This window comes from Cardiobacterium sp. Marseille-Q4385, from assembly GCF_916618745.1.
In the GTDB taxonomy this organism is placed as follows: Bacteria; Pseudomonadota; Gammaproteobacteria; order Cardiobacteriales; family Cardiobacteriaceae; genus Cardiobacterium.
In genome coordinates, this window is sequence record NZ_OU745373.1 from 244,499 (window position 1) to 265,728 (window position 21,230).

Below are 21,230 nucleotides of genomic sequence, written 5' to 3' on the forward strand. Positions count from 1 at the left end.
AAACCTGGGTTTTTATCTCTCCTTCCGGCCTGTGGCCACCTTCCCCCGCTTGCGGAGGAAGGGATTTTCTGTGCGGGATTCGGAATTGGGCAGCCGCCAAGCGGGATAAACACTGGGCTTTTCAACACCCGCCAAGCGGGGCAGGTACGGGCTTTCCTGCTATACCGGTTTGCGTGGCGCGGGCAGGCGCGCAGGCTGGTCGGTTTCCAGCGGGTAGTAGTTGTCGCGTTTCGGGTAGGCGATGTCGATGCCGTGCATGCGGCAGGCCTGCCATAATCGCTCGATGACGAGGTGGCGGCTGGTCAGGCGGTTATGGTTTTGCATGTGGACGTGGTATTGCACGCGGTAGGTGATGCCCCGGTCGGAGTAGTCGTAGGCAAAGACGCCGTAGTCGTGTTCGTTGCTGTCCACGATGTGTCCTTCTTCGGCGAGTTCGCGCAGGGTCGCCAGCAGTAGTTGGCGGGTGTGTTCGGGGTCGTGGCGGTAGCCGAGGTCGAGGTAGAGCACGGTGCGGGTGATGGGGTCCTGGTGCGACCAGTTTTTGAAGGCGCTGGTGACGAAGTCGGAGTTCGGCAGGATGACGCTTTCGTTGTCGAAGGTGGTGATGGTCAGTGAGCGCATGCCGATGCGTTCGACGGTGCCTTCGTAGGTGCCAACGGTGATGATGTCGCCGTTGCGCAGCGGGCGTTCGATGAGCAGGAGGATGCCGCTGATGAAGTTGTTGGCGATGGTCTGCATGCCAAAGCCGATTCCGACACCGAGCGCGCCGGCGAAGACGGTGAAGGCGGTGAGGTCGATGCCGATGACGCGCAGCGCCAGGAAGAAGCCGAGGGTGACGGCGGCGTACTGGCTGAAGACGGCGAGGCTGTTGCGGATGCCGAGGTCGGCGATTTTGCCGTAGATCCAGCGGTAGCTGAGGGATTTTATCCAGCCGCCGATGCGGTAGATGATGTAGATGAGGATGCCCATCAGCAGGATGTTGAGCAGGGTGAGGTGGCTGTCGTTTTTGGCGATGGGGGTGTTGAGCAGGGTCAGGGTTTCCTGGATGACGGGGGTGTGTTCGTTCCAGCCGTAGCTGTATTGCAGGAGTCGCAGGAGCAGGATGAGGCTGGCGTAGGTGAGGATGGTGTTCGCCGGGTTGATGATGTCTTGTGCCCAGAAGACGCCGTTTGTGGTGTGGCGCAGGGCGTAGTGTTTTGCGCGGCGGGCGCTGTCTTTGAGCAGCGCGGTGAAGGCGATCCACAGGCTGGCGTAGAGGACGAAGATAAGGAGGTGGCGGGCGATGTTCCAGGCGAGGTTGAGGTAGCCGAGGGTGCCGACGATGCCGAAGGCGGCGACGCCGAGCGGGATGGCGCGGATGAGCAGGCGCAGGCTGCGGTAGCTGGGCTGGTCGCGGTAGTAGCCGTTCATATGGGCGATGCTGCGGCTCGTGGCGCGCCAGATGGGCACGGCGGCGAGGAGGTTGTAGAGAGCGAAGATCCAGCGGTAGGTGTCGGTGATGACCTGGTCGTCCAGTATCCATTCGGCCATGCAGACGAGGCCGTAGAGCAGGCTGCCGACGGCGGCGTAGATGATGGTGGGGCGGATGATGCGCTGTTTTTCCGGAGCGGCGATGAGTTCGGTGTGGATGAGGTTGCGCGCGGCGTAGTAGGGGATGGTGTTGAAGAGCAGGAGCGCCGGGATGAGGGCGAGCATGTCGGAGGCGGGCGCGGTGATGCCGCTGGTGCGGATGGTGATGTGGATGATGCTGTAAGCGGTGAGGTAGGGCAGGTTGTTTTTCAGCATTTTGCTGAGGAAGTAGAGCAGGCGCGCCGGGAAGGTGAGGCGTTTTTGTCCGGCGTAGCGGCGGATAGCGCGGTTCGTGAGATTGATGATGGCGATGGTAGCGGCGATGAGGCCGATGGCGGCGCTGGCGATGGTGAGCCATTTGAGGGTGGGCAGGGTGCGCATGCTGTGGTAGAGGGTTTCGACGGCGACGATGTATTGGCCGAGGAAGGTGCTCGCGCTTTTGAGGAAGGCGGCGCCGTGCTGCGCCAGAGCGGCGGGGTCGCCGCCGAAGCGGTATTGTTGGGTGAGTTGGGCTTTGGCGAGCTGGCTGTATTGGCGGTCGGCGATGTCGCGGCTGGTTTTGAGGCTGAGGGTGTTGTTATTGATGAGGGTTTTGAGTTGCTGGTATTGGTTGTTAACGGCTTGTTGGCGGATTTTGTTGGCATCCAGCGGGGTGCCGCGCTGGCGGGTGTAGAGTTCGTTCTGCTGGCTGATGAGGTGTTGGTCGTTGTCGATTTGCGGGGTGAGGGCATCAAGGCGGGCTTGTGCGGCGGCGAGTTCGGCGCGGATACGGTCGATGCGTTCGAGCGAGAGACTGGTGAGGTCCGCATACTGGATTTCTTGCAGGCGGGCTTCCTGGGCAAGCAGTTCGTTTTCGATTTGGGTGTAGTAGATTTGGGTGTTGATGAGGGCGAGTTCGTTGTTGTGGTCAAGACGGGTGTTGCGGTCGGGTTTGTTGTGGTCGAGGCGGTCGTTGAGTTCCTGGCGGCGGGCTTGCAGTTGGGTGAGGCGGTCGCTGTGGGCCTGGTCGGCAGTGGTTTGGCGGGTTTCGAGGTAGCGTTCGTTGTAGCGCTGGTAGCGGGCTTCAAGCAGGGCTTTCTGGCGGTTGCCGATGGTTTCGGTCTGGGCGAGGATGTGTTTTTGTCGTTGTAGCAGTTGCAGGTGGCGCTGGCTGAGGGCGAGTTGTTCGCGGGTCTGCGCGCTGTGTCCGCTGCCGTCGTTATCGAGTAGCGGGTTGGATTGTTTTTGCAAGAGGGCGGAGAGAGCGTCGCTGCGTTTGCGCGCGGCTTCAATCTCTTGGGCGACGCTGGCCTGGGTGTTGTTAAGTGCGGTCAGGTCGCTTTGTGTTTGTTCGAGGGCGACGCGGATAGCGGCGAGGTTGTTTTCGCTGATGGTGGCGGGCAGGCTGTCTTCGTCGAGTTCGTCCAGGTCACGCTGCCAGTCGCGGTTGCGGGCTTCGTTGGCATTGATAGCTTGTTCAAGCTGGTCAAGCTGGGCGGCACTGGGGGCGTTGCCGGCGTTATCGAGGCCTTGCGCGCGGATGAGGGTGGCAGCGAGGGTAAGGAACAGGGCGAGGATGAGGCGGCGCATGGTCAGGGGAGGTCGCGGTAGGTGATGGTCAGCGGGGCGTGATCGGAAAAGGGCTCGGCGGTGTAGATGCTGGCGCTTTCTACCAGGTCAGCAAGATTGGCGCTGATGATGTGGTAGTCAATGCGCCAGCCGACGTTGTTGGCGCGGGCATTGCCACGCTGGCTCCACCAGGTGTACTGGTGTTCTTCGTTGTTGACGAGGCGGAAGGCGTCGCGGTAGCCACCGGCGAAGAGGTCGGTCAGCCATTGACGTTCTTGCGGCAGAAAGCCGCTGTTTTTCAGGTTGCCTTTCCAGTTTTTCAGGTCTTTTTCGGTGTGGGCGATGTTGATGTCGCCGCAGAGGATGAGGCGCTCGCCCGCCTGCGCCCGCGCTTGCAGCCACGGCGCGAATTTGGCCATGAAGGCTTCTTTTTTCTGCTGGCGTTCATCACCGCTGGTGCCGGAATGCATGTAAAGGCTGATGATGCTGTGCGTGGGGTACACCGCTTCGAGGTAGCGCCCTTCACAATCGATTTCCGCCCAGCCGATGCCGTGGCGAACCGTCTGCGGCGGGTGTTTCAGGTACAATGCGACGCCGCTGTATCCCTTCTTTTCGGCGTCGTGATAGTAATTGTGCGCGAGCGGGTAGTACATGGGGTCATCCTTGAGCTGGTCTTCCTGCGCTTTAGTTTCCTGAATGCAGACGGCGTCGGCGTCCTGTTCAGCCAGCCAGCGGAAGAATCCCTTGCGAGCCGCCGAACGGATGCCGTTGGCATTGAAGGTTATGATTTTATACATGTTTTTTAGGCTTTGAGGTGCTAGATGCTGGCAGTATATCAAAAAAGATTTTTGGCCTCGGCGCTTGCCGCTGAGGCATTACGCTTCGGTGAATTCACCCTGAAATCGGGGCGGAAAAGCCCATATTTCTTCAACGCAGGCGCGTTTTGCGACGGCGAGGCGCTCACTGTGTTAGCGCAGGCTTATGCAGCGGCCATCCTGCGCCTGCGGGAAGAAGGGGTAACTTTCGACGTGCTCTACGGCCCGGCATATAAAGGCATCCCGCTGGTGGCGGCGGTGGCAGTGGTGCTCTTCGCCGAACACGGCCTGTCGCTGCCGTGGGCATTCAACCGCAAGGAAGCAAAAGACCACGGCGAGGGCGGTTCGCTCGTTGGCGCAGCGCTTGCCGGCAAACGCGTTTTGATACTGGATGATGTCTTAACCGCCGGCACTGCCATCCGCGAATCGCTCGCTGTCTTGCGCAGCGCCCAGGCACAACCCGTGGCGGTCATCGTCGCCCTTGACCGTCAGGAAACAGTGGACGGCGGCGGCTCGGCCCTGTCGCGTCTCGCGCAAGATGAAAACCTCACGGCGGCATCCGTCGTCACCCTCGACGACTTGCTGCAATTCGTTGGCAACGACCCGCGCCTCACCGCTTATCTGCCCGCGATGCAGGAATATCGGCGGCAATATGGAGTTGCGGGGTAATAGCGAGATCGTCTCGCGTAGCGGCGTTCACGCATCAAAACAGTTCCGCATGCGAACCCAGCCGGATCAACTGAATGGATGATTCGCCTTATTTCATAAATCAGCAATAAATCCGGCTTGATATGGCACTCCCGGCACCCCTGCCAATCACCGCTCAGCGCATGATCCCGATGTTTTTCCGGCATCGCACTGCCGTTCATCAAACAGTGGGCGACGGTCATCCATTCCGCCGACAGCAGGACTTCCCAGCGTTTTTTGGCATCACGTTTGAACTGATTATTGGGAATCAGCGCGAAATAGCTCATTCCGACCAATCCCGAATGTCACGTGCCAACGCATCAAGATCCGTATAACCCTCGCCCAGCGTACCATTCCTGCGGTTTTCAATTGCTTCCCGCATGGCACGTGCTGTCACGGTATTCGGTGACTTGTCGGCATGATGAGTAAACGACAGTGGAATGGCACGAGTATCGGCAACCTGATTCAGGAACAGCTTGATAGCCTGCGACGGCGCCAAGCCATAACTCTCAAACACCGCAAACGCCCGGTCACGCAAATCTTGGTCAAGGCGGATATTGTAATTTATGGTGGACATAGCCTTACTTCCAACGTACAAAACACAGACAAATTCTAATCCTTCATCCGATTTCCCCGCAAACACCCATCGCTACGGCTGTTGAACTTTGCCCGCCCCGCGCTTATACTGCGCGCCGCTTCAAACCGCGCAACCGCGCGGTTCTTCTATATCCCCTCCCGCCATTCATATCACCGCGCTTCGCGCAAGCGGAGGGGGCATCCTTATACATCCATACCGGAGACACCCCATGAGTAATGCCATTGCTGTTGGCGAAGCCAACTTTCAGGCAGAAGTATTGGACTCAACCATCCCCGTTCTCGTTGATTTCTGGGCCGAATGGTGCGGACCCTGCAAAATGATCGCCCCCGAACTGGACGCCCTCGCCGCCGAAACCAGCGGCCAGCTGAAAATCGTCAAAGTTAACGTGGACGAAAACAACGACCTGTCCGCACGTTACGGCATCCGCTCCATCCCAACCCTGCTTCTCTTTAAGGGCGGCGCATTGGTGGATTCCCACATCGGTCTGGCAGACAAAAACGCCCTGCTCGCCTTCGTCAAACACCATATCTAATCCCAATTGCCCCCGCTGTACGCGGGGGCATTCATTACCGCATACAAACATCAATGAACCTCAGCGATCTCAAACAAAAAAGTTCCCAGGAAATTCTCGCGCTCGCCGAATCCATGGGATTAGACGACATCTCCCGCAAACGCAAACAAGACCTCATCTTCAGCATCCTCAAAGCGCACGCCAAAAGCGGCGAAGAAATCACCGGCGACGGCACCCTCGAACTCATCCCGGACGGCTACGGCTTCCTGCGCGCCGAAGTCAACTCCTACCAGGCCAACCCCGACGACATCTACGTCTCGCCCAACCTCATCCGCCGCTGCAACTTACGTACCGGCGACACCATCAGCGGCAAAATCCGCCCGCCGAAAGACAACGAACGCTACTTCGCCCTCACCAAAATCGACACCATCAACTACGACGAACGCGGCGCAGCGCGGCACAAAGTCCCCTTTGAAAACCTCACCCCGCTACATGCCGACGAAATGCTCAAACTCGAAATCGGCAACGGCAGCAGCGAAGACATCACCCCGCGCATGATCGACCTCATCGCGCCCATCGGCAAAGGCCAGCGCGGCCTCATCGTCTCGCCGCCGAAAGCGGGCAAAACCGTGATGCTGCAAAACATCGCCCAATCCATCACCCACAACCACCCCGAGTGCTACCTCATCGTCCTGCTCATTGACGAACGCCCGGAAGAAGTTACCGAAATGCAGCGCAGCGTCAGAGGCGAAGTCATCTCCTCCACCTTCGACGAACCGGCGCAGCGCCACGTCCAGGTCTCGGAAATGGTCATCGAAAAAGCCAAGCGCCTGGTTGAGCACAAAAAAGACGTGGTCATCCTCTGCGACTCCATCACCCGTCTCGCCCGCGCTTACAACACCGTCGCCCCGGCCTCCGGCAAAATCCTCACTGGCGGTGTGGACGCGAACGCCCTGCAACGCCCGAAACGCTTTTTTGGCGCAGCACGCAACACCGAAGAAGCCGGCTCGCTCACCATCATCGCCACTGCACTGGTGGATACCGGCTCGAAAATGGACGAAGTCATCTACGAAGAATTCAAAGGCACGGGCAACATGGAAGTGCACCTGAACCGCCGCATTGCCGAAAAACGCATCTTCCCGGCGATTGACATCAACCCGTCCGGCACCCGCCGCGAAGAACTCATGATCGAGCCCGACGTGCTGCAAAAAACCTGGATACTGCGCAAAATCCTGCACCCGATGGACGAACTGCAAGCCAGCGAATTCCTGCTGGAACGCCTGAAAAACACCAAGACCAACGAAGAATTCTTCCAGTCGATGAAGAACGTCAAATAACTGCTCGCCCGGTCATGGGCGGGCTATAACTCCAAGCAGGCGTTGCCTGCTTTTTTGTACGAATACCGCCTGAAGCCAGCACATGCCACTTGGCGAGCCCAGCAAATACGCCGCTTGGCGCGAGCCCAGCAAATACGCCGCTTGGCGAGCCCAGTAAATACGCCACTTGGCGAGCCCAGTACACGCTGCTTGACGATCATACCCTTCCAAAACAGCCATCCATCAGACATTTGCCGCAACCAAAATCCAGTTTAATTCCGCACCGCATCGTGGAATAAACTGAAAATCGCCTCGAAATAACAAGACATCCTTTGCATTTAGAATGCTCTCGTTGGGTGTGTCTGCCCAAGAATTCAGGATTTACCCCGCTTGCTGTCATGCCGCTCCCATCCGTTTGCTATTAGTCTCAAAGCTGACTAGAATTTGTCTTCTAGTAAACTTTCGGACTAAATCATGCAACAACTTGACCAACTGGAACAGCGCATCGGCCGTCTGGAAGCCGTAATTGACCGCTGGATCGTGCAACAAGGGCTGACCTACAACGCCTTCGCCGTGCTATACAGCCTCGCCCGTGCCGACGGCGGTAATTGCACGCAAAAAGACATTGGCGAAGCCTGGCTGTTGCCGAAGCAGACCGTATTCAGCACCTGCAAGGTATTGACCGAGCAGGGCCTGCTCACCCAGCAGCCGGACAACCGCGATAAACGCGCCCGCCAACTTTGCCTTACCGACGCTGGTCGTGCTCAAGCTCTGCCGCTACTCGCTGCCGCTGAAGCGTTCAGCGAACGGCTTTTCGACGCTTTCGGCAGCGAGCGCACTGCAAATCTGCTGGCCGAGCTGGACGCCCTCAATACCGTCGCCGAAACCATCATAAATGCCGAGGAAAACCGCTCATGTGGCGCACCCTAAAACACATCGGCCATACCCACCGCCGCAAACTCATTGCCACCTTCACCCTGGTCGGTCTGGAAAATCTGCTCATGCTTGCCTATCCCATCTTCGGCGGCTGGGCGATAAACGCCGTGATTGCTGGTAACGTCGGCCGCGCCCTGCTCTACGCGTTGGTGGTACTCATTATGTGGCTCATCGGTGCCGCTCGCCGCAGCCTTGACACCCGCACCTTTACCCGTATCTACACACAAATCGCCGTGCCGGTCGTGCTTGAGCAACGGAGTCGGGACGTACCGCATTCAGCCGTCACGGCGCGGGTGGCGCTATCGCGCGAATTTGTCAGCTTCTTTGAAGAACACCTGCCCATCGCTGCCTCCTCACTCGTCTCCATCTTTGGGGCCTGCATCATGCTGCTCGCCATCGAACCCTGGGTTGGCGTCTTTGCCATCGTCATCCTGCTCACCTTCCTGCGCTTCCTGCCGCATTTCGCCGCCGCCAGCGAGCACCTCTATTACCGCCTAAACAACCGCCTCGAACAAGACAACCACTACATTAAGGACGGCAGCGACCGCCAACTGTGGCAACACTACAGTCTCGTCGCCCGCCTGCGCGTACTCATCTCCAACCGCGAAGCGGTGGGCTATCTCAGCGTCGGCGTGGCAATGAGCCTGCTCTTCGGCTTCGCCTTCATCCTGATGACACTGAAAGGCTATGGCAGTGCGGGACATATCTACGCCGTCAGTACCTACCTGTGGATGTTCGCCATGAGCCTCGACGACGTACCACGCCTGGTTGAACAATACAGTAACCTGCAAGACATCAGCCGCCGCGTGCAAGTCGGCGAAAGCGATGACCATGTATCGCTTAACCTCCACCAAGAGCAAACATGACCCGTATCCTCGTTCTTATCCTCTGCCTCATCAGCACCATCACCCACGCCGCCACACCCGACCTCATCCTCGCCGGCGAATATAGCGGGCAGGACGTGCGCGGCTGGGCGATGAGCGAAAAACTCGACGGTGTGCGCGCCTATTGGGACGGCCATCAACTCATCAGCCGCGCCGGCCATCCCTTCCGCCCACCCGCCGGCTTCCTCACCGACTATCCGCCCTGGCCGCTGGACGGCGAACTGTACAGCGCGCACGGCGCATTCGAGCATATCTCCGGCAGCGTGCGCCGCGCCGATGGCGACTGGACGGGCATTCATCTGCACGTCTTCGACGTACCGCAAGCACCCGGCACCCTCTACCAGCGTCTCACCACCCTGCATGACTGGCTGAAAGACCACCCGCAGGCGCGCATCCGCCTCATCCCGCAAATCCCCATCCGCGATCCGGCCCAAGTGGATGCCGCCCTGCACCATATTGAGGCAGCAGGCGGCGAAGGCGTCATGCTGCGCGATCCCGCCCGCCCCTACCACGGCGGCCGCAGCCCGTACCTGCTCAAACACAAAAGCGCGCACGACGCCGAATGCACCGTCATCGCCCACCATACGGGCACAGGCCGCAACGCCCACCGCCTCGGCGCGCTTACCTGCGAAAATGCCCACGGCAAATTCCGCATCGGCTCAGGCTTTAGCGACGCCGAACGCGAACACCCGCCCGCCATCGGCAGCACCATCACCTACCGCTACCGGGGCTATACCAAAAAAGGCACACCCCGCTTCGCCACCTACCTGCGTCCGCGTACCGGAGAATAACCATGCAAACCTTCACCTCCCCCAGCGCCCGCTGCCACCTCTCCTATCACGACCTGCCCGGCCACACCCCACCCTGCCTCTTTGTGCATGGCCTCGGCTGTGCCGGCAGCTACGAATACCCGCGCGTTGCCGCCGATCCCGCCTTGACTGGGCGCCGCGCCATCCTGCTTGACCTCACTGGCAGCGGCTACAGCGAACGCCCGCGCGACTTTTCCTACACAACCACTGCCCATGCCCGTACCATCCTCGAACTCGTTGACCACCTCGGCCTGCACGACCTCTACCTGTACGGCCACAGCATGGGCGGCAGCATCGCCATCGAAGCCGCCGCCCACCTTGGCAACCGCCTGCGCGGCCTCATCGTTAGCGAATGCAACCTGACAGCAGGCGGCGGCACCTACAGCCGCGCCATCGCCGCATACCGCGAAGAAGACTACATCGCGCATGGCCACGCTGCCCTGATCGCTCAAGAAACCAGCCTGTGGGCGGGCAGCCTGCGCAGTAGCGCACCGTGGGCGGTGTGGCGCGGTGCGCGCAGCCTGATAGACGGCGTCGAACCGGACTGGCTGACCCGCTTGAGTGCCCTGCCGCAACGCAAAACCTTTCTCGTTGGCGCATACACCCTGCCCGATGCCGACTACGAACGCATCCGCGCGGCACATATCCCAACCGCCGTCATCCCCGCTGCCGGACATTCCATGTCCTGGGAAAACCCCGGCGGCCTTGCTGCCGCCCTCGCTGCCTTCATGGATGAAACATGACCCCCGTCGAAAGTCGCCGCATCCTGCGACATCCCGACTGGCATGACGCCAGCATTCTGCCGCCGCCTGCCGTGCGCGACTGGCTGCTGCACGAGGGTTCCCTCACCCGCAAACTGCACCAACACTGTACCCGTCTCGACGTAGCGATCGCTCACGAAGGCTGGACGGATGATGACCACTGGCTGCGCGAAGTGTGGCTCAGCGGCGACGGCATCCCCTGGATATACGCGCAAACCCGCATCCCGCGCGCGACCCTCAGCCACGCCGCTGCCCCGCTGCAAAACAGCGGCAACCGCCCCATCGGCCTGTGGCTCTACGCACAACAACCAACCCGCCTCAGCCTGCGTTGGCGCTACGACAGCACAAGCGACAGCTACGCGCGCCAAACTGTCCTTGCCCTCAACGGCTACCCGCTGGACATCCGCGAACACTTCCTGCCCTGCTTTCCCTATCCCGAAGACTGAGTCGTTACGGCTGACCCAGTATCTACGTCGCTTGGCGGATCCAGCATTTACGCCGCTTAGCGGCGCATATGTAAGAATATAGCAGGCAATAAAAAACCGCCTTGCGGCGGTTTTTTCACATCACAATTTTTCAAAAGCCTTTTGAGCGCTATGGATGGCAAAATAAACCGTACCCAGACTTACGAGTGCCACGAGTGCAGCAAGTCCTTGTCCGAACCGACTAAACGCAGACCAAAAACTGTATCCCTGTTGCACAAGCTCCAGCCCCATTACGGCAAGGGTGAAAAGCCAAATCATGATGCCACTCCACCATAAGAACGTGTTCATTGTCTCAGCCTCTGCTGTAAACTATCGGCATGAACAGAAAAACCTACCCAAGCGATATCAGTCGCGAGCAATTTGCGCCTCTCCTCCCCCTGCTGGAAAGTGCCCGTAAACGCACAGCGCCACGTCAGGTGGACTTGTACGATGTCTTTTGTGCCATTCTCTACCTGCAACGCACTGGCTGCTCCTGGCGCGCTTTGCCGGGCGATTTCCCCAAATGGCGCACCGTGCATTCCTACTTCCAGAGATGGACTGAGCCACGCGAGAGTGGCATCAGCATCCTTGAGGAAGCATTAAAAAAATCAGGTAGTTGCGGAGCGCCGCAAGCAGGGGCATCATGAAGCAACCACTTTCCTGATTATTGATGCGCAGAGTGTGAAGAACACGGATACCGCCATGGAAAAAGGCTACGATGCGGGCAAGAAGGTTAGCGGTATCAAGCGGCATATAGCGGTTGACACGCAGGGTTTGCCGCATGCGCTTGCGGTAACGACGGCGGATGTTACGGATAGAAAAGGCTGCCTGCTAGCATTGGAACGTGGGCGGGATAATCTTGGGGCGGTACAAAAAATCCTTGCTGACGGTGGTTACACGGGTAAGGCATTTGCTTCGTCAGTACAGGAGTTGATTGGTGCGGAGGTAGAGATTGCCAAACGAAACGAATTACACCGCTTTGCGGTATTGCCAAAGCGATGGGTAGTCGAGCGCAGTTTTTCCTGGTTGGAAAAGAACAGACGGCTTTGGAAAAACTGCGAGCGTAAGTTGAGTACCAGTCTGCAAATGGTAGCTTTGGCTTTCTTGGGAGTCCTGCTACGAAGACTATGAACACGCTCTAAGACCTCTATTTTTTCTCGCCCAGTAAACTGCCGATCATTGATTTTGCAAAAGTTCAACGCATTGGGGTACATGGAGAAAAAGAAAAGCACCCAACCAATGCGCTGCAAGAGGGGAAAACGGAGCAGAAATTGTGCGATTTCTGCAAGGATGATGAGAACGAGAGAATAGAGAAAGAAGCGAATAAGTAAGGCAGATGTGCTCATGTAGATTCCTTATTTACGGATAGAGAATTTTCCATCCAGCCGAGGTTTTGACCATGAATTGGGTAATGGTGTATTCGAGGTTACTTTTACGATTCTTTTCAGTATAGGTAATGGTAGCTTTGTTTTGTTCATTATCAGAGTACTTTATATTCAATATATTGATTTGATAGCTCTTTTTTCTCAGCATTCTCCGTAAAACCAAAGACATCAAAAGACATACGGTCGTGCAGTTTGCAGCAGAAGGGATGCATGAGAGATTTCCTTGATTAAAAAAACCGCCTTGCGGCGGTTTTTTTACGAGAGGTAACCTCAGAAGACCGGCTGATAAGCGGCCTGTGGGTTAGCCTGGTCAATTGCCTTGATGTAGATGGCGACGCGACGGTCTTGCGGGTTCTTTTCCGCCGTGGCGTATTGTTCGCCATAGCCTTGCACCACGAAGCGCTGCGAGTTGATGCCTTGCTGCGAGAGGTACTGGGCGACGGACTGGGCGCGACGTTGCGAAAGCTGCATATTGTGCTGCGGGCTGCCGCTGCCGTCGGTGAAGCCGTACACGTGGACGATGGTTTCCGGGTACTGTTGCAGGGTTTGCGCGATGCTGCCGAGCGGTTGGTAGAAGTTCGGCTTGATGACGGACTGGTCGGTGTCGAAGAGCACTTCGCTTTGGATGTTCAGCTGGATGGTGCTTTCGTTGATGCGGTTGACCTGCACGCCGCTATTGGCGACTTGCTGTTGCAGTTGCTGCTGCTGGCGGTCCATGTAGTTACCGATGGCGGCACCGGCAAGCGCACCGGCGACAGCGCCAACGTAGCGGCCGTTGTCGTCGTTAATCTGGTGGCCGAGAACGCCGCCGGCGAGAGCGCCGATGGCGGTACCCATCGCAGTGGATTGATTGTTGGCGAGCAGACCCGCGCCCGATTCACAGCCGGCGATCAAGAGCGCCGCTGCGCCTGCTAAAAGGCCTAAGTTGCTTTTTTTCATGGGATTGTCTCCTGTTGATTGAGCTGGCGGGCATGATAGCGATTGCCCCTGACCGCCGACATTAAAGGTCATTCACGCGACAGACCTGCGCCGGGGCACCGTTACGCATACATTGCAGGCAGATAACCACCGCGAGGAAACCATCATGGTCATGCTGAAATCCTTTTTGGCCGCCGCCTTTTTCTTCACCCTCTACTGGCCCGGCACGCAGCCCGATGCCACGCTCATCGCCGAACTGCAAGCGGCGCAGGAGGAAATGCACGGCAAAAACGGCTACCAGGCGCTGTTTCTGCGTCCGTCCATGAGCAAGGCGGAAAGGGCGGGGAGTGCACTTCTCTGCTCGCGCGAGGAAACCGATTGCCTCGCTTTTGTGCGAGCGCATCAGGCAGAGTATCCGGCGATTGCGGCAGATATGCAGCAGTGGGAAGCAGCGCTGGATAACCTGCTGCAATACGATTATTTCCGCCCGCGCCACGAACAATACAATTTCAATGCGGAAATGCCGTCGTTTCAGATTCTGCTGCGGGCGAGAAACCTGCATGCCTACCGCTTTGTCAGCGGCGAGGTTGAGGCGGCGCAACGCGGTCTCTGCCGCGACCTTGTCCTCGGGCGGCGGCTGGTGCACAGCCGTGGCTCTCTCTTCACCAGCGCTCTCGCTGCGCGCCTGATTGAGCGCAATGTCATCCTGCTGGTACAGATGCGCGCCGAGCTGCCGCCGGATGCACCGTGGCCAGCTCTCTGCGACGAACTGCAAACGCTGCCGCAGCAGGAACTCGCCCTCTGTCCGCTGATGTATGGCGAATGGCTGAGTTTTCAGCAGCCGATGGAGAAAGATTGGGCGACATGGCAGGCGGAGGTGAAAAGCATTGATGACCAAATCTCGCTGTCCTTTGCACGGCAGATACTGACCCAAAACCTATACGAGAAAGCGAAATACTGCGCGCCGGAAATCCTGACCGCCATTGAGCGGGACGAATTGCGCCTGCCGCAGCGCGACATCTGGCCACGTTACTGTTCTCTCTTGAACACCGTGTGTCGCATAAGCGGGCCGGATAACCACGATTATCAGGCCGTCCTCCTCAACGTGAACCACTATCTGCGCGCGCTTGCCATCCTGCGCGACCCAGCAGTACCACTGCCGCAAGGCTATCGTCTGGAAAACGGACAACTACACTTCCGCCGCCACCCCGAACGCAAAGAAAAAGAAGAAGGTATGCAGGCGGTCGCCCTGCCACTGCCCGGCTCGCGCCAGCATAGGTTGCCGGCAAAAACAGACTGAGCACACGCCGCCTATCAGCGCATTAACATTACGCGTTTATCGCTTGGCTATAATTTCCCTGCTCGGCACCGCTCAACCCACCGGAGGCACTATGACTGCACCCAGCCCCAAAATTCTGCTCGTCCACGGCCTGTTCATGCGGGCTACCATGATGATGCCGCTGGCGACGCGTCTGCGGCGACAAGGCTTTGTCTGTCTTGCGCTGACTTATCCGACCCGGCAGCAAACCCTGCATGACAGCGTCGCCCAGCATCTGCCGCGTATTCAGGATTTTGCCGCCGACGCCCCGCTCTACGCGGTCGGCCACAGCCTGGGCGGTCTTTACTTGCGCCACCTGCTTGCCGCATGGCCGGAAGGTCTCGCGCACAGCCGCGTCGTCACTCTCGGCACTCCACACCTTGGCAGCAAAGTCGGCGCCTATTTTCGCGAACGCGGCTGGCGGCGCAGCATCATCGGTCATTGTTGGGAAGCGGGATTAGACGGTAACGCCCCGCCGTGGGATCCCGCCATCCCGCTACTCAGCATCGCCGGCACCAAAAGCTTCGGCATCGGCAGCACCCTGCGCCTTTTTGCCGCCGATGAACCGAATGACGGCACCGTTGCCGTCGCCGAAACCGAATTACCCGAAGCGGCGGCCTACCACCACCTACCCACCACGCATACCGCGCTGCAATTCGACAGCGACGCTGCCCAGCTCGTCAACGCCTGGTTCCGCAACGTCTCACCGCCGCGCGCTGCCTTGGCTGTTACGGAAAAATAAACCTCGATATTGCGCAAATCTCTTACAATTCGCCCGTTTCGTCACGAAACGCCCTTCTTTAACAGATCAAGGAAAACCCATGAAAGTATTGATGAAAAGCGCCCTCGCCGGATTATTGTTTGCAGGTATGACCATGACCGCATCCGCACAAGCGGTCGGCGGCAACGCGTCGCAAAAACTCGGCGAGAAAATTGCCACCGAAATCATGCAGGAAATGATGACGGAAGCACAGAGCAGCGGCAAACAGCCTTCTCCGGAAGACTTTAGCAAAAAGCTGATCGAAAAAATGCGCGCCAATCTCGATGAAATGAAAAAAGGCTCAACGGAAGACTGCGTCGAAGTGTATGGCAAAGACAAAGCCAGCAACTGCCAATGCGTCACCGACAAAACCGACTTTGAAAGCATCTTTGCGTTGATGGAAAAACAAATGGCTAATCCGCAAGCCGAACCCAAAGAAGAAATCAAGGCACTGGAACAAAAGACCGAGGAAAACTACAAGGCTTGTGATCTTGATATCGCCGTGATGAAGAAAGCTTCCGAAGAAGCCATGAAGAAGATGGCACCGGCAAAAGGCTAAAAGATCCAACGTCGGGAAATCCATGCGCAAACGCGAGAGTGTTTTTGCGACAGCCATGGATCTTCTGCGAGACCCCGCCCGCCATGGCGGGGTTTTTAATGGCCTTTCGCCAGCGAGACTCAAGCGGGCTTTATGCACCACAAAAAAGCGGGCTTCGGCCCGCTTTGTGGTTTTAGTTGTCAGTGCCGGAAGTGGCGCATACCGGTAAATATCATGGCGATATTGTGTTCGTTTGCCGCTTCGATGACTTCGCCGTCGCGCACGGAACCGCCTGGCTGGATGATGGCGCGTACTCCCGCTTTGGCGGCAGCATCCACGCCGTCGCGGAAGGGGAAGAAGGCGTCGCTGGCGAGCACGCTGCCTTGCGGGTTGAGGCCTTCGCTTTCAGCTTTCAGTACGGCGATTTGTGAGGCGAAGACGCGGCTGGTCTGCCCCGCGCCGATGCCGATGGTCGCTCCGTCGCACGCCAGTACGATGGCGTTGGATTTGACGGTTTTGACGATTTGCCAGGCAAAGAGCAGGTCGCGCAGTTCTTCGTGGCCAGGTTCGCGCGCGGTCACAATTTGCAGGTCGGCACGATTCAGTGTGCCTTTGTCCCATTCCTGCACGAGCAGCCCACCGTGCAGGCTGGTAAGCTGCCAGTCGCGTTCTTTATGACCTTCGCTTTTGATTTCGAGAACGCGGATGTTGGGTTTTTGTGTCAAGACTTGCAGGGCTTCGTCGTCGTAAGCGGGGGCAAGCAGGACTTCAACGAATTGGCGGCTGATGATTTCGCGCACGGTCTCGCCGTCCAACCCCCGGTTGAAGGCGATGATGCCGCCGAAGGCTGAGGTGGCATCGCAGCGGTGTGCGGCATTGTAGGCAGCAAGCACGTTTTCACCCAGCGCCGCGCCGCAGGGATTGGCGTGTTTGACGATGACGCAGGCGGGTTGTTCCTGGAATCCGATAACGGTTTGCAGGGCAGCATCGGCATCAGCGAGGTTGTTGTAGGAGAGCGCTTTGCCTTGGAGTTGTTTGGCTGTAGCCAGCGTCGAACCGGCGGGTTTGCGCGGGATGTAGAAGGCAGCGCGCTGGTGCGGGTTTTCGCCGTAGCGCAGGGTGCTGTGCAACTGGTAGTCAGCGTGGAAGTGGGTGGGGAAGATATCGCCACTCTCAACGCCAAACTGCTGCGCGAAGTGATTGGCGATGGCGCGGTCGTAGTCAGCGGTGTGATCGAAGGCTTTGGCCATCAGGCGGCTGCGCAGCGCCAGATCGAAGGCACCGCGTTCGATGGCGGTGATGACTTCGGGGTAGTCGGCAGGGCTGACCACGACGCCAACCGAGGCGTAGTTCTTCGCAGCCGCGCGCACCAGCGCCGGGCCACCGATGTCGATGTTTTCCACGGCGTCTTCGAGGGTCACGTCGGGTTTGTCCACGGTTTCGCGGAAGGGGTAGAGGTTGACGACGACGAGGTCAATCGGCGCGATGCTGTGTTCGAGCATGACGGCGTCGTCGGTACCGCGCCGGCCAAGAATACCGCCGTGGATAGCAGGGTGCAGGGTTTTCACCCGCCCCGCCATCATCTCCGGGAAGCCGGTGTGCTCGCTTACGTCCTTGACGGCAAGCCCCGCCTCACGCAGCGCCTGCGCCGTGCCGCCGGTCGAGAGGATTTCTACCCCGCAGGCGGCGAGGCGGGTGGCAAATTCGACAACGCCACTTTTGTCAGACACGCTGATTAATGCACGGCGCGGCACTACAAGACTCATAACAACTCTCCCGTAACAGAAAGAGTCGTATCCTACCAAAAGCCCATAGCAGGCAACAGGGCAGCCCAAAGCAAACAGGCTTTGTTAAAATGCCGCCACTTCACACATCAATGATCAAAGGTCTCGCGTGTTGTCCTCCCGAATCCTCTGCCTGCTCGTCTTCCTGCTGCCGTTTTCCCCGGCACACGCCCTGCAATGTGTCGCTGATCCACTGGCCGTTTTTACCGAGCTGGGCGGTGATCCCGATGACAAACAAGTGCACGTCCACGCCGACAATTCTGAAGGCGACTACGCCCTGGCCCAATTCGACGGCTCTGTGGAAATGCAGCAGGGTGACAAACACCTCTTCGCACCCGAACTCACCTACCGTCATGAAGACGGCAAGGCTGAGCTCAAACGCGGCGGTATCCTTTCGAACAGCCAGGTCGCCGTCGAAGGCAACAAGGGTCGCTACGACAGCGAAGCCGAAACCGCCAGCTTTGAAGAAGCCGAATACTACATCCGGGGCAAACAGCAATCCGCCGTCGGCTCGGCACAAAACGCCCGCTTCGACCGCAAAAACAACCGTGACAACTTCGACAACGTCACCTGGACAACCTGTACCCGTCTGCACCCCGCCTGGCATCTGCGCGCCCGTACCCTCATGCTTGATCACAACCGCGAACGCGGCATCGCCCGCGACATGACCCTGCGCATCGGCAAAGTACCCATCTTCTACCTGCCCTACTTCTCCTTCCCCATCACCTCTGCGCGGCAAAGCGGCTTCCTCATCCCCTCACTGGGCAGCAGCGAAGCGCGCGGACTCGAAGTCAGCATTCCTTACTACTGGAACATCGCGCCAAACCAGGACGCCACCTTCACCCTGCGCCCCATGACCAAACGCGGTCTCATGGCTGAGGCTGAATACCGCTTCCTTGGCGAAAAACAGGAAGGCACCCTCTACGGCAGTCTGCTGCCGCACGACCGGCAAACCCCGAAACACACGCGCTGGAGCTGGCGTGGCACCCACCAATACCGCTTCAACGAAGAATGGCGCACCGACCTCCTGCAACAACGCGTCTCCGATGTAGATTACGTTGAAGACTTCACCACCGACTTCGGTCTCTACGACGACTGGTACCTCGAAAGCCACGCCACCCTCTACGGCGATACCCGCTACGGTAACCTCATGCTGCGCGGACAAAAATACCAGCGCATCGATAGCAACGTTAGCGAAGCGGACAAACCCTACGCCCGTCTGCCGCAGCTTACCTACAACAACAGCCTGCAACACGGCAACTGGCGTTACGATTTCAGCGCCGAGGCCGTGCGCTTCCACAAAGACCACCTCGGCAGTGCCAACCGCCTGAGCGGGGATGCCGCCGTTGCCTACCGTCTTGAAGCCCCCTACGGCTACCTCGAACCCAAAGTGAGCGCGAATCTCGCCTACTACGACTTCGGCAGCCGCAAAGACAAACAAAACTTTGCCCGAAAACACAAAACCCGCGCCCTGCCGACCTTGTCTATCGACGGCAAACTCAACTTCGAGCGCAACTTCGACTGGCGCGGCGAAGGCTGGACACAAACCCTCGAACCGCGCCTTTATTACCTCTACACCCCCTACAAAAACCAAAGCGACATCCCCGACTTCGATAGCGACGAACGCAGCCTCTCCTGGAACTGGCTCTTCGCCCGCAACCGCTTCGTCGGCGCTGACCGCATCGGCGACGCTAACCAGCTCACCACCGCCGTCAGCAGCAGCTTCTACCGCGACCGCGACGGACAAGAAAAAATGCGCCTCTCGCTGGGGCAAATCCAGTACTTCCGCGATCGTCGTGTCCAGCTCAACAACAACCGCGTGGACAAACAAGGCCGCTCCGTCCTCGTTGGCGAAGGCCTCTACCAAATCGACAACCACTGGCGGCTCTACGGCCTCAGCTTCTGGGACACCCAGACCCACCGAAACGAACGCGACGTCGTCAGCCTTGACTACCGCCTTGACCAAGACCGCTTCATCAACCTCAGCCACCACTACACCCGTGGTGACTACAACCAGACCACCCTCGCGACCGTATGGCGCATCAACCCGCAATGGCGCACCTTCTACCGCCAGGACTACTCCAACACCCACCACCGCCTCTTCAACAACATCATCGGCGTCGAATACAACGACTGTTGCTGGGCGTGGCGCCTCGCCGGCAGACGCTACCGCGACCACCCGACAGACAGCAAAACCCACGACGCCATCTACCTCGAATTCGTCCTGAAAGGACTCGGCAACATGGGCAGCCGCTCAGGACGGATGCTCAAAGACCAAATCCACGGTTTCACCCCACTCGCAGAGGAGAAAGAATTTTGAAACCCACACACACCCTAACCCTCGCCTTCGCCCTCGCCGCCATCACCCTGAGCAGCAGCGCACAAAACCTCACCTTTGGCCCGGCCACTACCCCGCAAAGCCAGCCCATTGACGAAATCGGCCTCGTCGTCAACGATGAAGCCATTACCCGTCGCCAGCTCGCACAAGAAATCGAAGCCGAGCGGCGTAGCGTCCCCAAAGGCCTGAACCTCCCCGACACCGAACTGCGCCAGCAACTGCTCGAACGCGTCATCATGAACCACATCCTCAGCCAGATCGAAAAACGCGTCGGCCTCAACATCAGCGATGACGAAGTAAATGCCGCCATCGCGCAAATCGCGAACCGCAACCGCCTCAGCGAAAAAGCCCTCTACACCCAGGCACAAAAAGACACCGGCCTGGATCGCGAGGCCTTCCGCGAACAAATCCGCCGCACCCTCGCCCAAGACCAGATGAAAGAAGGCATGGTCGGCGCAGACATCACCATCAGCGACCAGCAAGTGGACGACTACCTCGCCAAACTTGCACGCGAACAAGGCAGCACCATGCACATCCAGGACCTGCTTATCCCGCTACCCACCGGAGACGCAAAAAGCCGCGCCGCTGCCGTGGACGAAAAAATTCGCGAAGTTGCCCGCGCCCTGCAAGAAAACGGGCAAAACCTTGGACAGGCTGCTGCCCGCGTCAGCGGTGCCCGCTTCAACGACCTGGGCAACCTCAACCTCGCCGCCATTCCGCCCCGCTTTGCGCGTGCACTGGCCAAACTCGGCGCGGGCGACATCGTAGAAAGCCCGGTGGTGGACGACGACGGCATGCACTTCCTCAAAGTCGTCGCCAAACACAACGCCAGCGAAAACTACACCCTGAGCGAAGCCGACGTATCGCACATCCTGCTGCGCACTAACGAAGGCCGCGACGACGCCACCCAGAAAAACCGCATTGACGCCATCTACCGCGAACTACAAGGCGGTGCAGATTTTGCCAGCCTCGCCCGCCGCTACTCCGAAGACAGCCAGAGCGCAGCCAAAGGTGGCGACCTCGGCTGGGTCAGCGGTGAAGAGCTCGGCGGTGAACTCGCCCAGGCCATCGCCAAACTGCCGGACGGCGGCATCAGCAAACCCATTCGCGCCCCTTACGGCTACCACATCCTGCTCGTACGCGGCCACCGCCAAAGCGACAAAAGCGAAGACATGATGCGTCAGCAAATTAAACGCAGCCTCTACAACAAAGCCATCGAAGACGCCTGGCAACAACGCTTGCAAGCCCTGCGCCGCGAAGCCTACGTCGATATCCGCTAATCACTACATGA

Annotated in this window: 21 protein-coding genes; 14 read left to right on the forward strand and 7 right to left on the reverse strand. The window is 58.7% G+C overall.

The window, feature by feature from the left end; all coding sequences use genetic code 11:
* Positions 1-159: 159 nt before the first annotated feature.
* The gene (locus LG374_RS01175) at positions 160-3,138 is read right to left on the reverse strand and encodes a mechanosensitive ion channel domain-containing protein (RefSeq protein ID WP_225755989.1); all 2,979 of its coding nucleotides are present in this window, start codon (positions 3,136-3,138) and stop codon (positions 160-162) included.
* Positions 3,139-3,140: 2 nt separating this feature from the next.
* Positions 3,141-3,914 carry an exodeoxyribonuclease III gene (locus LG374_RS01180; protein ID WP_225755990.1) on the reverse strand — a complete coding sequence of 258 codons (774 nt, stop codon included), beginning with the start codon at positions 3,912-3,914 and terminating at the stop codon, positions 3,141-3,143.
* Positions 3,915-3,941: 27 nt separating this feature from the next.
* On the opposite strand from LG374_RS01180, the gene pyrE reads away from it, so the two are divergent.
* Positions 3,942-4,601 (forward strand): orotate phosphoribosyltransferase, encoded by a 660-nt coding sequence (pyrE, locus tag LG374_RS01185; protein WP_225757990.1) that lies wholly within the window; start codon positions 3,942-3,944, stop codon positions 4,599-4,601.
* Here pyrE and LG374_RS01190 read toward each other — a convergent pair.
* Both LG374_RS01190 and LG374_RS01195 read right to left on the reverse strand, forming a co-directional pair.
* Complete coding sequence (locus LG374_RS01190; protein WP_225755991.1) at positions 4,550-4,906, reverse strand: type II toxin-antitoxin system YafQ family toxin; 357 nt, start codon at positions 4,904-4,906, stop codon at positions 4,550-4,552. The genes pyrE and LG374_RS01190 overlap by 52 nt on opposite strands.
* Positions 4,903-5,196, reverse strand: a complete 294-nt coding sequence (locus LG374_RS01195) for a type II toxin-antitoxin system RelB/DinJ family antitoxin (RefSeq protein WP_225755992.1) — start codon at positions 5,194-5,196, stop codon at positions 4,903-4,905. Before LG374_RS01195 ends, LG374_RS01190 begins: the two co-directional genes overlap by 4 nt.
* 229 nt (positions 5,197-5,425) lie before the next feature.
* Here LG374_RS01195 and trxA point away from each other — a divergent pair, with 229 nt between their 5' ends.
* From trxA to LG374_RS01230, 7 genes are all read left to right on the forward strand, one after another.
* Complete coding sequence (trxA, locus tag LG374_RS01200; RefSeq protein ID WP_225755993.1) at positions 5,426-5,749, forward strand: thioredoxin; 324 nt, start codon at positions 5,426-5,428, stop codon at positions 5,747-5,749.
* Between the two features lie 53 nt (positions 5,750-5,802).
* Entirely contained in the window at positions 5,803-7,065 is a 1,263-nt protein-coding gene (gene rho / locus LG374_RS01205) for a transcription termination factor Rho (RefSeq protein WP_225755994.1), read from the forward strand.
* 453 nt (positions 7,066-7,518) lie between these two features.
* A complete protein-coding gene (locus tag LG374_RS01210; RefSeq protein WP_225755995.1) occupies positions 7,519-7,974 on the forward strand; it encodes a MarR family winged helix-turn-helix transcriptional regulator in 456 nt (151 codons plus the stop codon).
* Positions 7,959-8,846, forward strand: a complete 888-nt coding sequence (locus LG374_RS01215) for an ABC transporter six-transmembrane domain-containing protein (protein ID WP_225755996.1) — start codon at positions 7,959-7,961, stop codon at positions 8,844-8,846. Before LG374_RS01210 ends, LG374_RS01215 begins: the two co-directional genes overlap by 16 nt.
* Positions 8,843-9,655, forward strand: a complete 813-nt coding sequence (locus tag LG374_RS01220; protein ID WP_225755997.1) for a DNA ligase — start codon at positions 8,843-8,845, stop codon at positions 9,653-9,655. The genes LG374_RS01215 and LG374_RS01220 overlap by 4 nt, the downstream gene beginning before the upstream one ends.
* A 2-nt stretch (positions 9,656-9,657) precedes the next feature.
* A complete protein-coding gene (locus LG374_RS01225) occupies positions 9,658-10,416 on the forward strand; it encodes an alpha/beta fold hydrolase (RefSeq protein WP_225755998.1) in 759 nt (252 codons plus the stop codon).
* Positions 10,413-10,880: a chorismate lyase gene (locus tag LG374_RS01230; RefSeq protein WP_225755999.1), complete on the forward strand. Its 468-nt coding sequence runs from the start codon at positions 10,413-10,415 to the stop codon at positions 10,878-10,880. The genes LG374_RS01225 and LG374_RS01230 overlap by 4 nt, the downstream gene beginning before the upstream one ends.
* Before the next feature lie 120 nt (positions 10,881-11,000).
* On the opposite strand, the gene LG374_RS01235 is transcribed toward LG374_RS01230, so the two are convergent.
* The gene (locus LG374_RS01235) at positions 11,001-11,177 is read right to left on the reverse strand and encodes a hypothetical protein (protein WP_225756000.1); all 177 of its coding nucleotides are present in this window, start codon (positions 11,175-11,177) and stop codon (positions 11,001-11,003) included.
* A 59-nt stretch (positions 11,178-11,236) separates the two neighbouring features.
* On the opposite strand from LG374_RS01235, the gene LG374_RS01240 reads away from it, so the two are divergent.
* Positions 11,237-12,029 (forward strand): IS5 family transposase gene (locus tag LG374_RS01240; RefSeq protein WP_225756001.1). Its coding sequence is split into 2 segments (ribosomal slippage): positions 11,237-11,500 and positions 11,502-12,029, totalling 792 coding nucleotides; the frame shifts between segments, so codons are not numbered across the junction.
* A 524-nt stretch (positions 12,030-12,553) separates the two neighbouring features.
* On the opposite strand, the gene LG374_RS01245 is transcribed toward LG374_RS01240, so the two are convergent.
* Positions 12,554-13,222, reverse strand: a complete 669-nt coding sequence (locus LG374_RS01245) for an OmpA family protein (RefSeq protein ID WP_225756002.1) — start codon at positions 13,220-13,222, stop codon at positions 12,554-12,556.
* 145 nt (positions 13,223-13,367) lie between these two features.
* Here LG374_RS01245 and LG374_RS01250 point away from each other — a divergent pair, with 145 nt between their 5' ends.
* The 3 genes from LG374_RS01250 (at position 13,368) to LG374_RS01260 (ending at position 15,838) form a co-directional block, all read left to right on the forward strand.
* Entirely contained in the window at positions 13,368-14,501 is a 1,134-nt protein-coding gene (locus LG374_RS01250) for a hypothetical protein (protein ID WP_225756003.1), read from the forward strand.
* Positions 14,502-14,592: 91 nt separating this feature from the next.
* Entirely contained in the window at positions 14,593-15,261 is a 669-nt protein-coding gene (locus LG374_RS01255; protein WP_225756004.1) for an alpha/beta fold hydrolase, read from the forward strand.
* A gap of 79 nt (positions 15,262-15,340) precedes the next feature.
* Positions 15,341-15,838, forward strand: coding sequence for a hypothetical protein (locus LG374_RS01260; RefSeq protein ID WP_225756005.1), 498 nt, complete (start codon positions 15,341-15,343; stop codon positions 15,836-15,838).
* Between the two features lie 179 nt (positions 15,839-16,017).
* On the opposite strand, the gene purH is transcribed toward LG374_RS01260, so the two are convergent.
* A complete protein-coding gene (purH, locus tag LG374_RS01265) occupies positions 16,018-17,583 on the reverse strand; it encodes a bifunctional phosphoribosylaminoimidazolecarboxamide formyltransferase/IMP cyclohydrolase (RefSeq protein ID WP_225756006.1) in 1,566 nt (521 codons plus the stop codon).
* Between the two features lie 127 nt (positions 17,584-17,710).
* Here purH and LG374_RS01270 point away from each other — a divergent pair, with 127 nt between their 5' ends.
* Both LG374_RS01270 and LG374_RS01275 read left to right on the forward strand, forming a co-directional pair.
* Positions 17,711-19,921 carry an LPS-assembly protein LptD gene (locus LG374_RS01270; protein ID WP_225756007.1) on the forward strand — a complete coding sequence of 737 codons (2,211 nt, stop codon included), beginning with the start codon at positions 17,711-17,713 and terminating at the stop codon, positions 19,919-19,921.
* The gene (locus LG374_RS01275) at positions 19,918-21,219 is read left to right on the forward strand and encodes a peptidylprolyl isomerase (protein ID WP_225756008.1); all 1,302 of its coding nucleotides are present in this window, start codon (positions 19,918-19,920) and stop codon (positions 21,217-21,219) included. Before LG374_RS01270 ends, LG374_RS01275 begins: the two co-directional genes overlap by 4 nt.
* Positions 21,220-21,230: the final 11 nt, after the last annotated feature.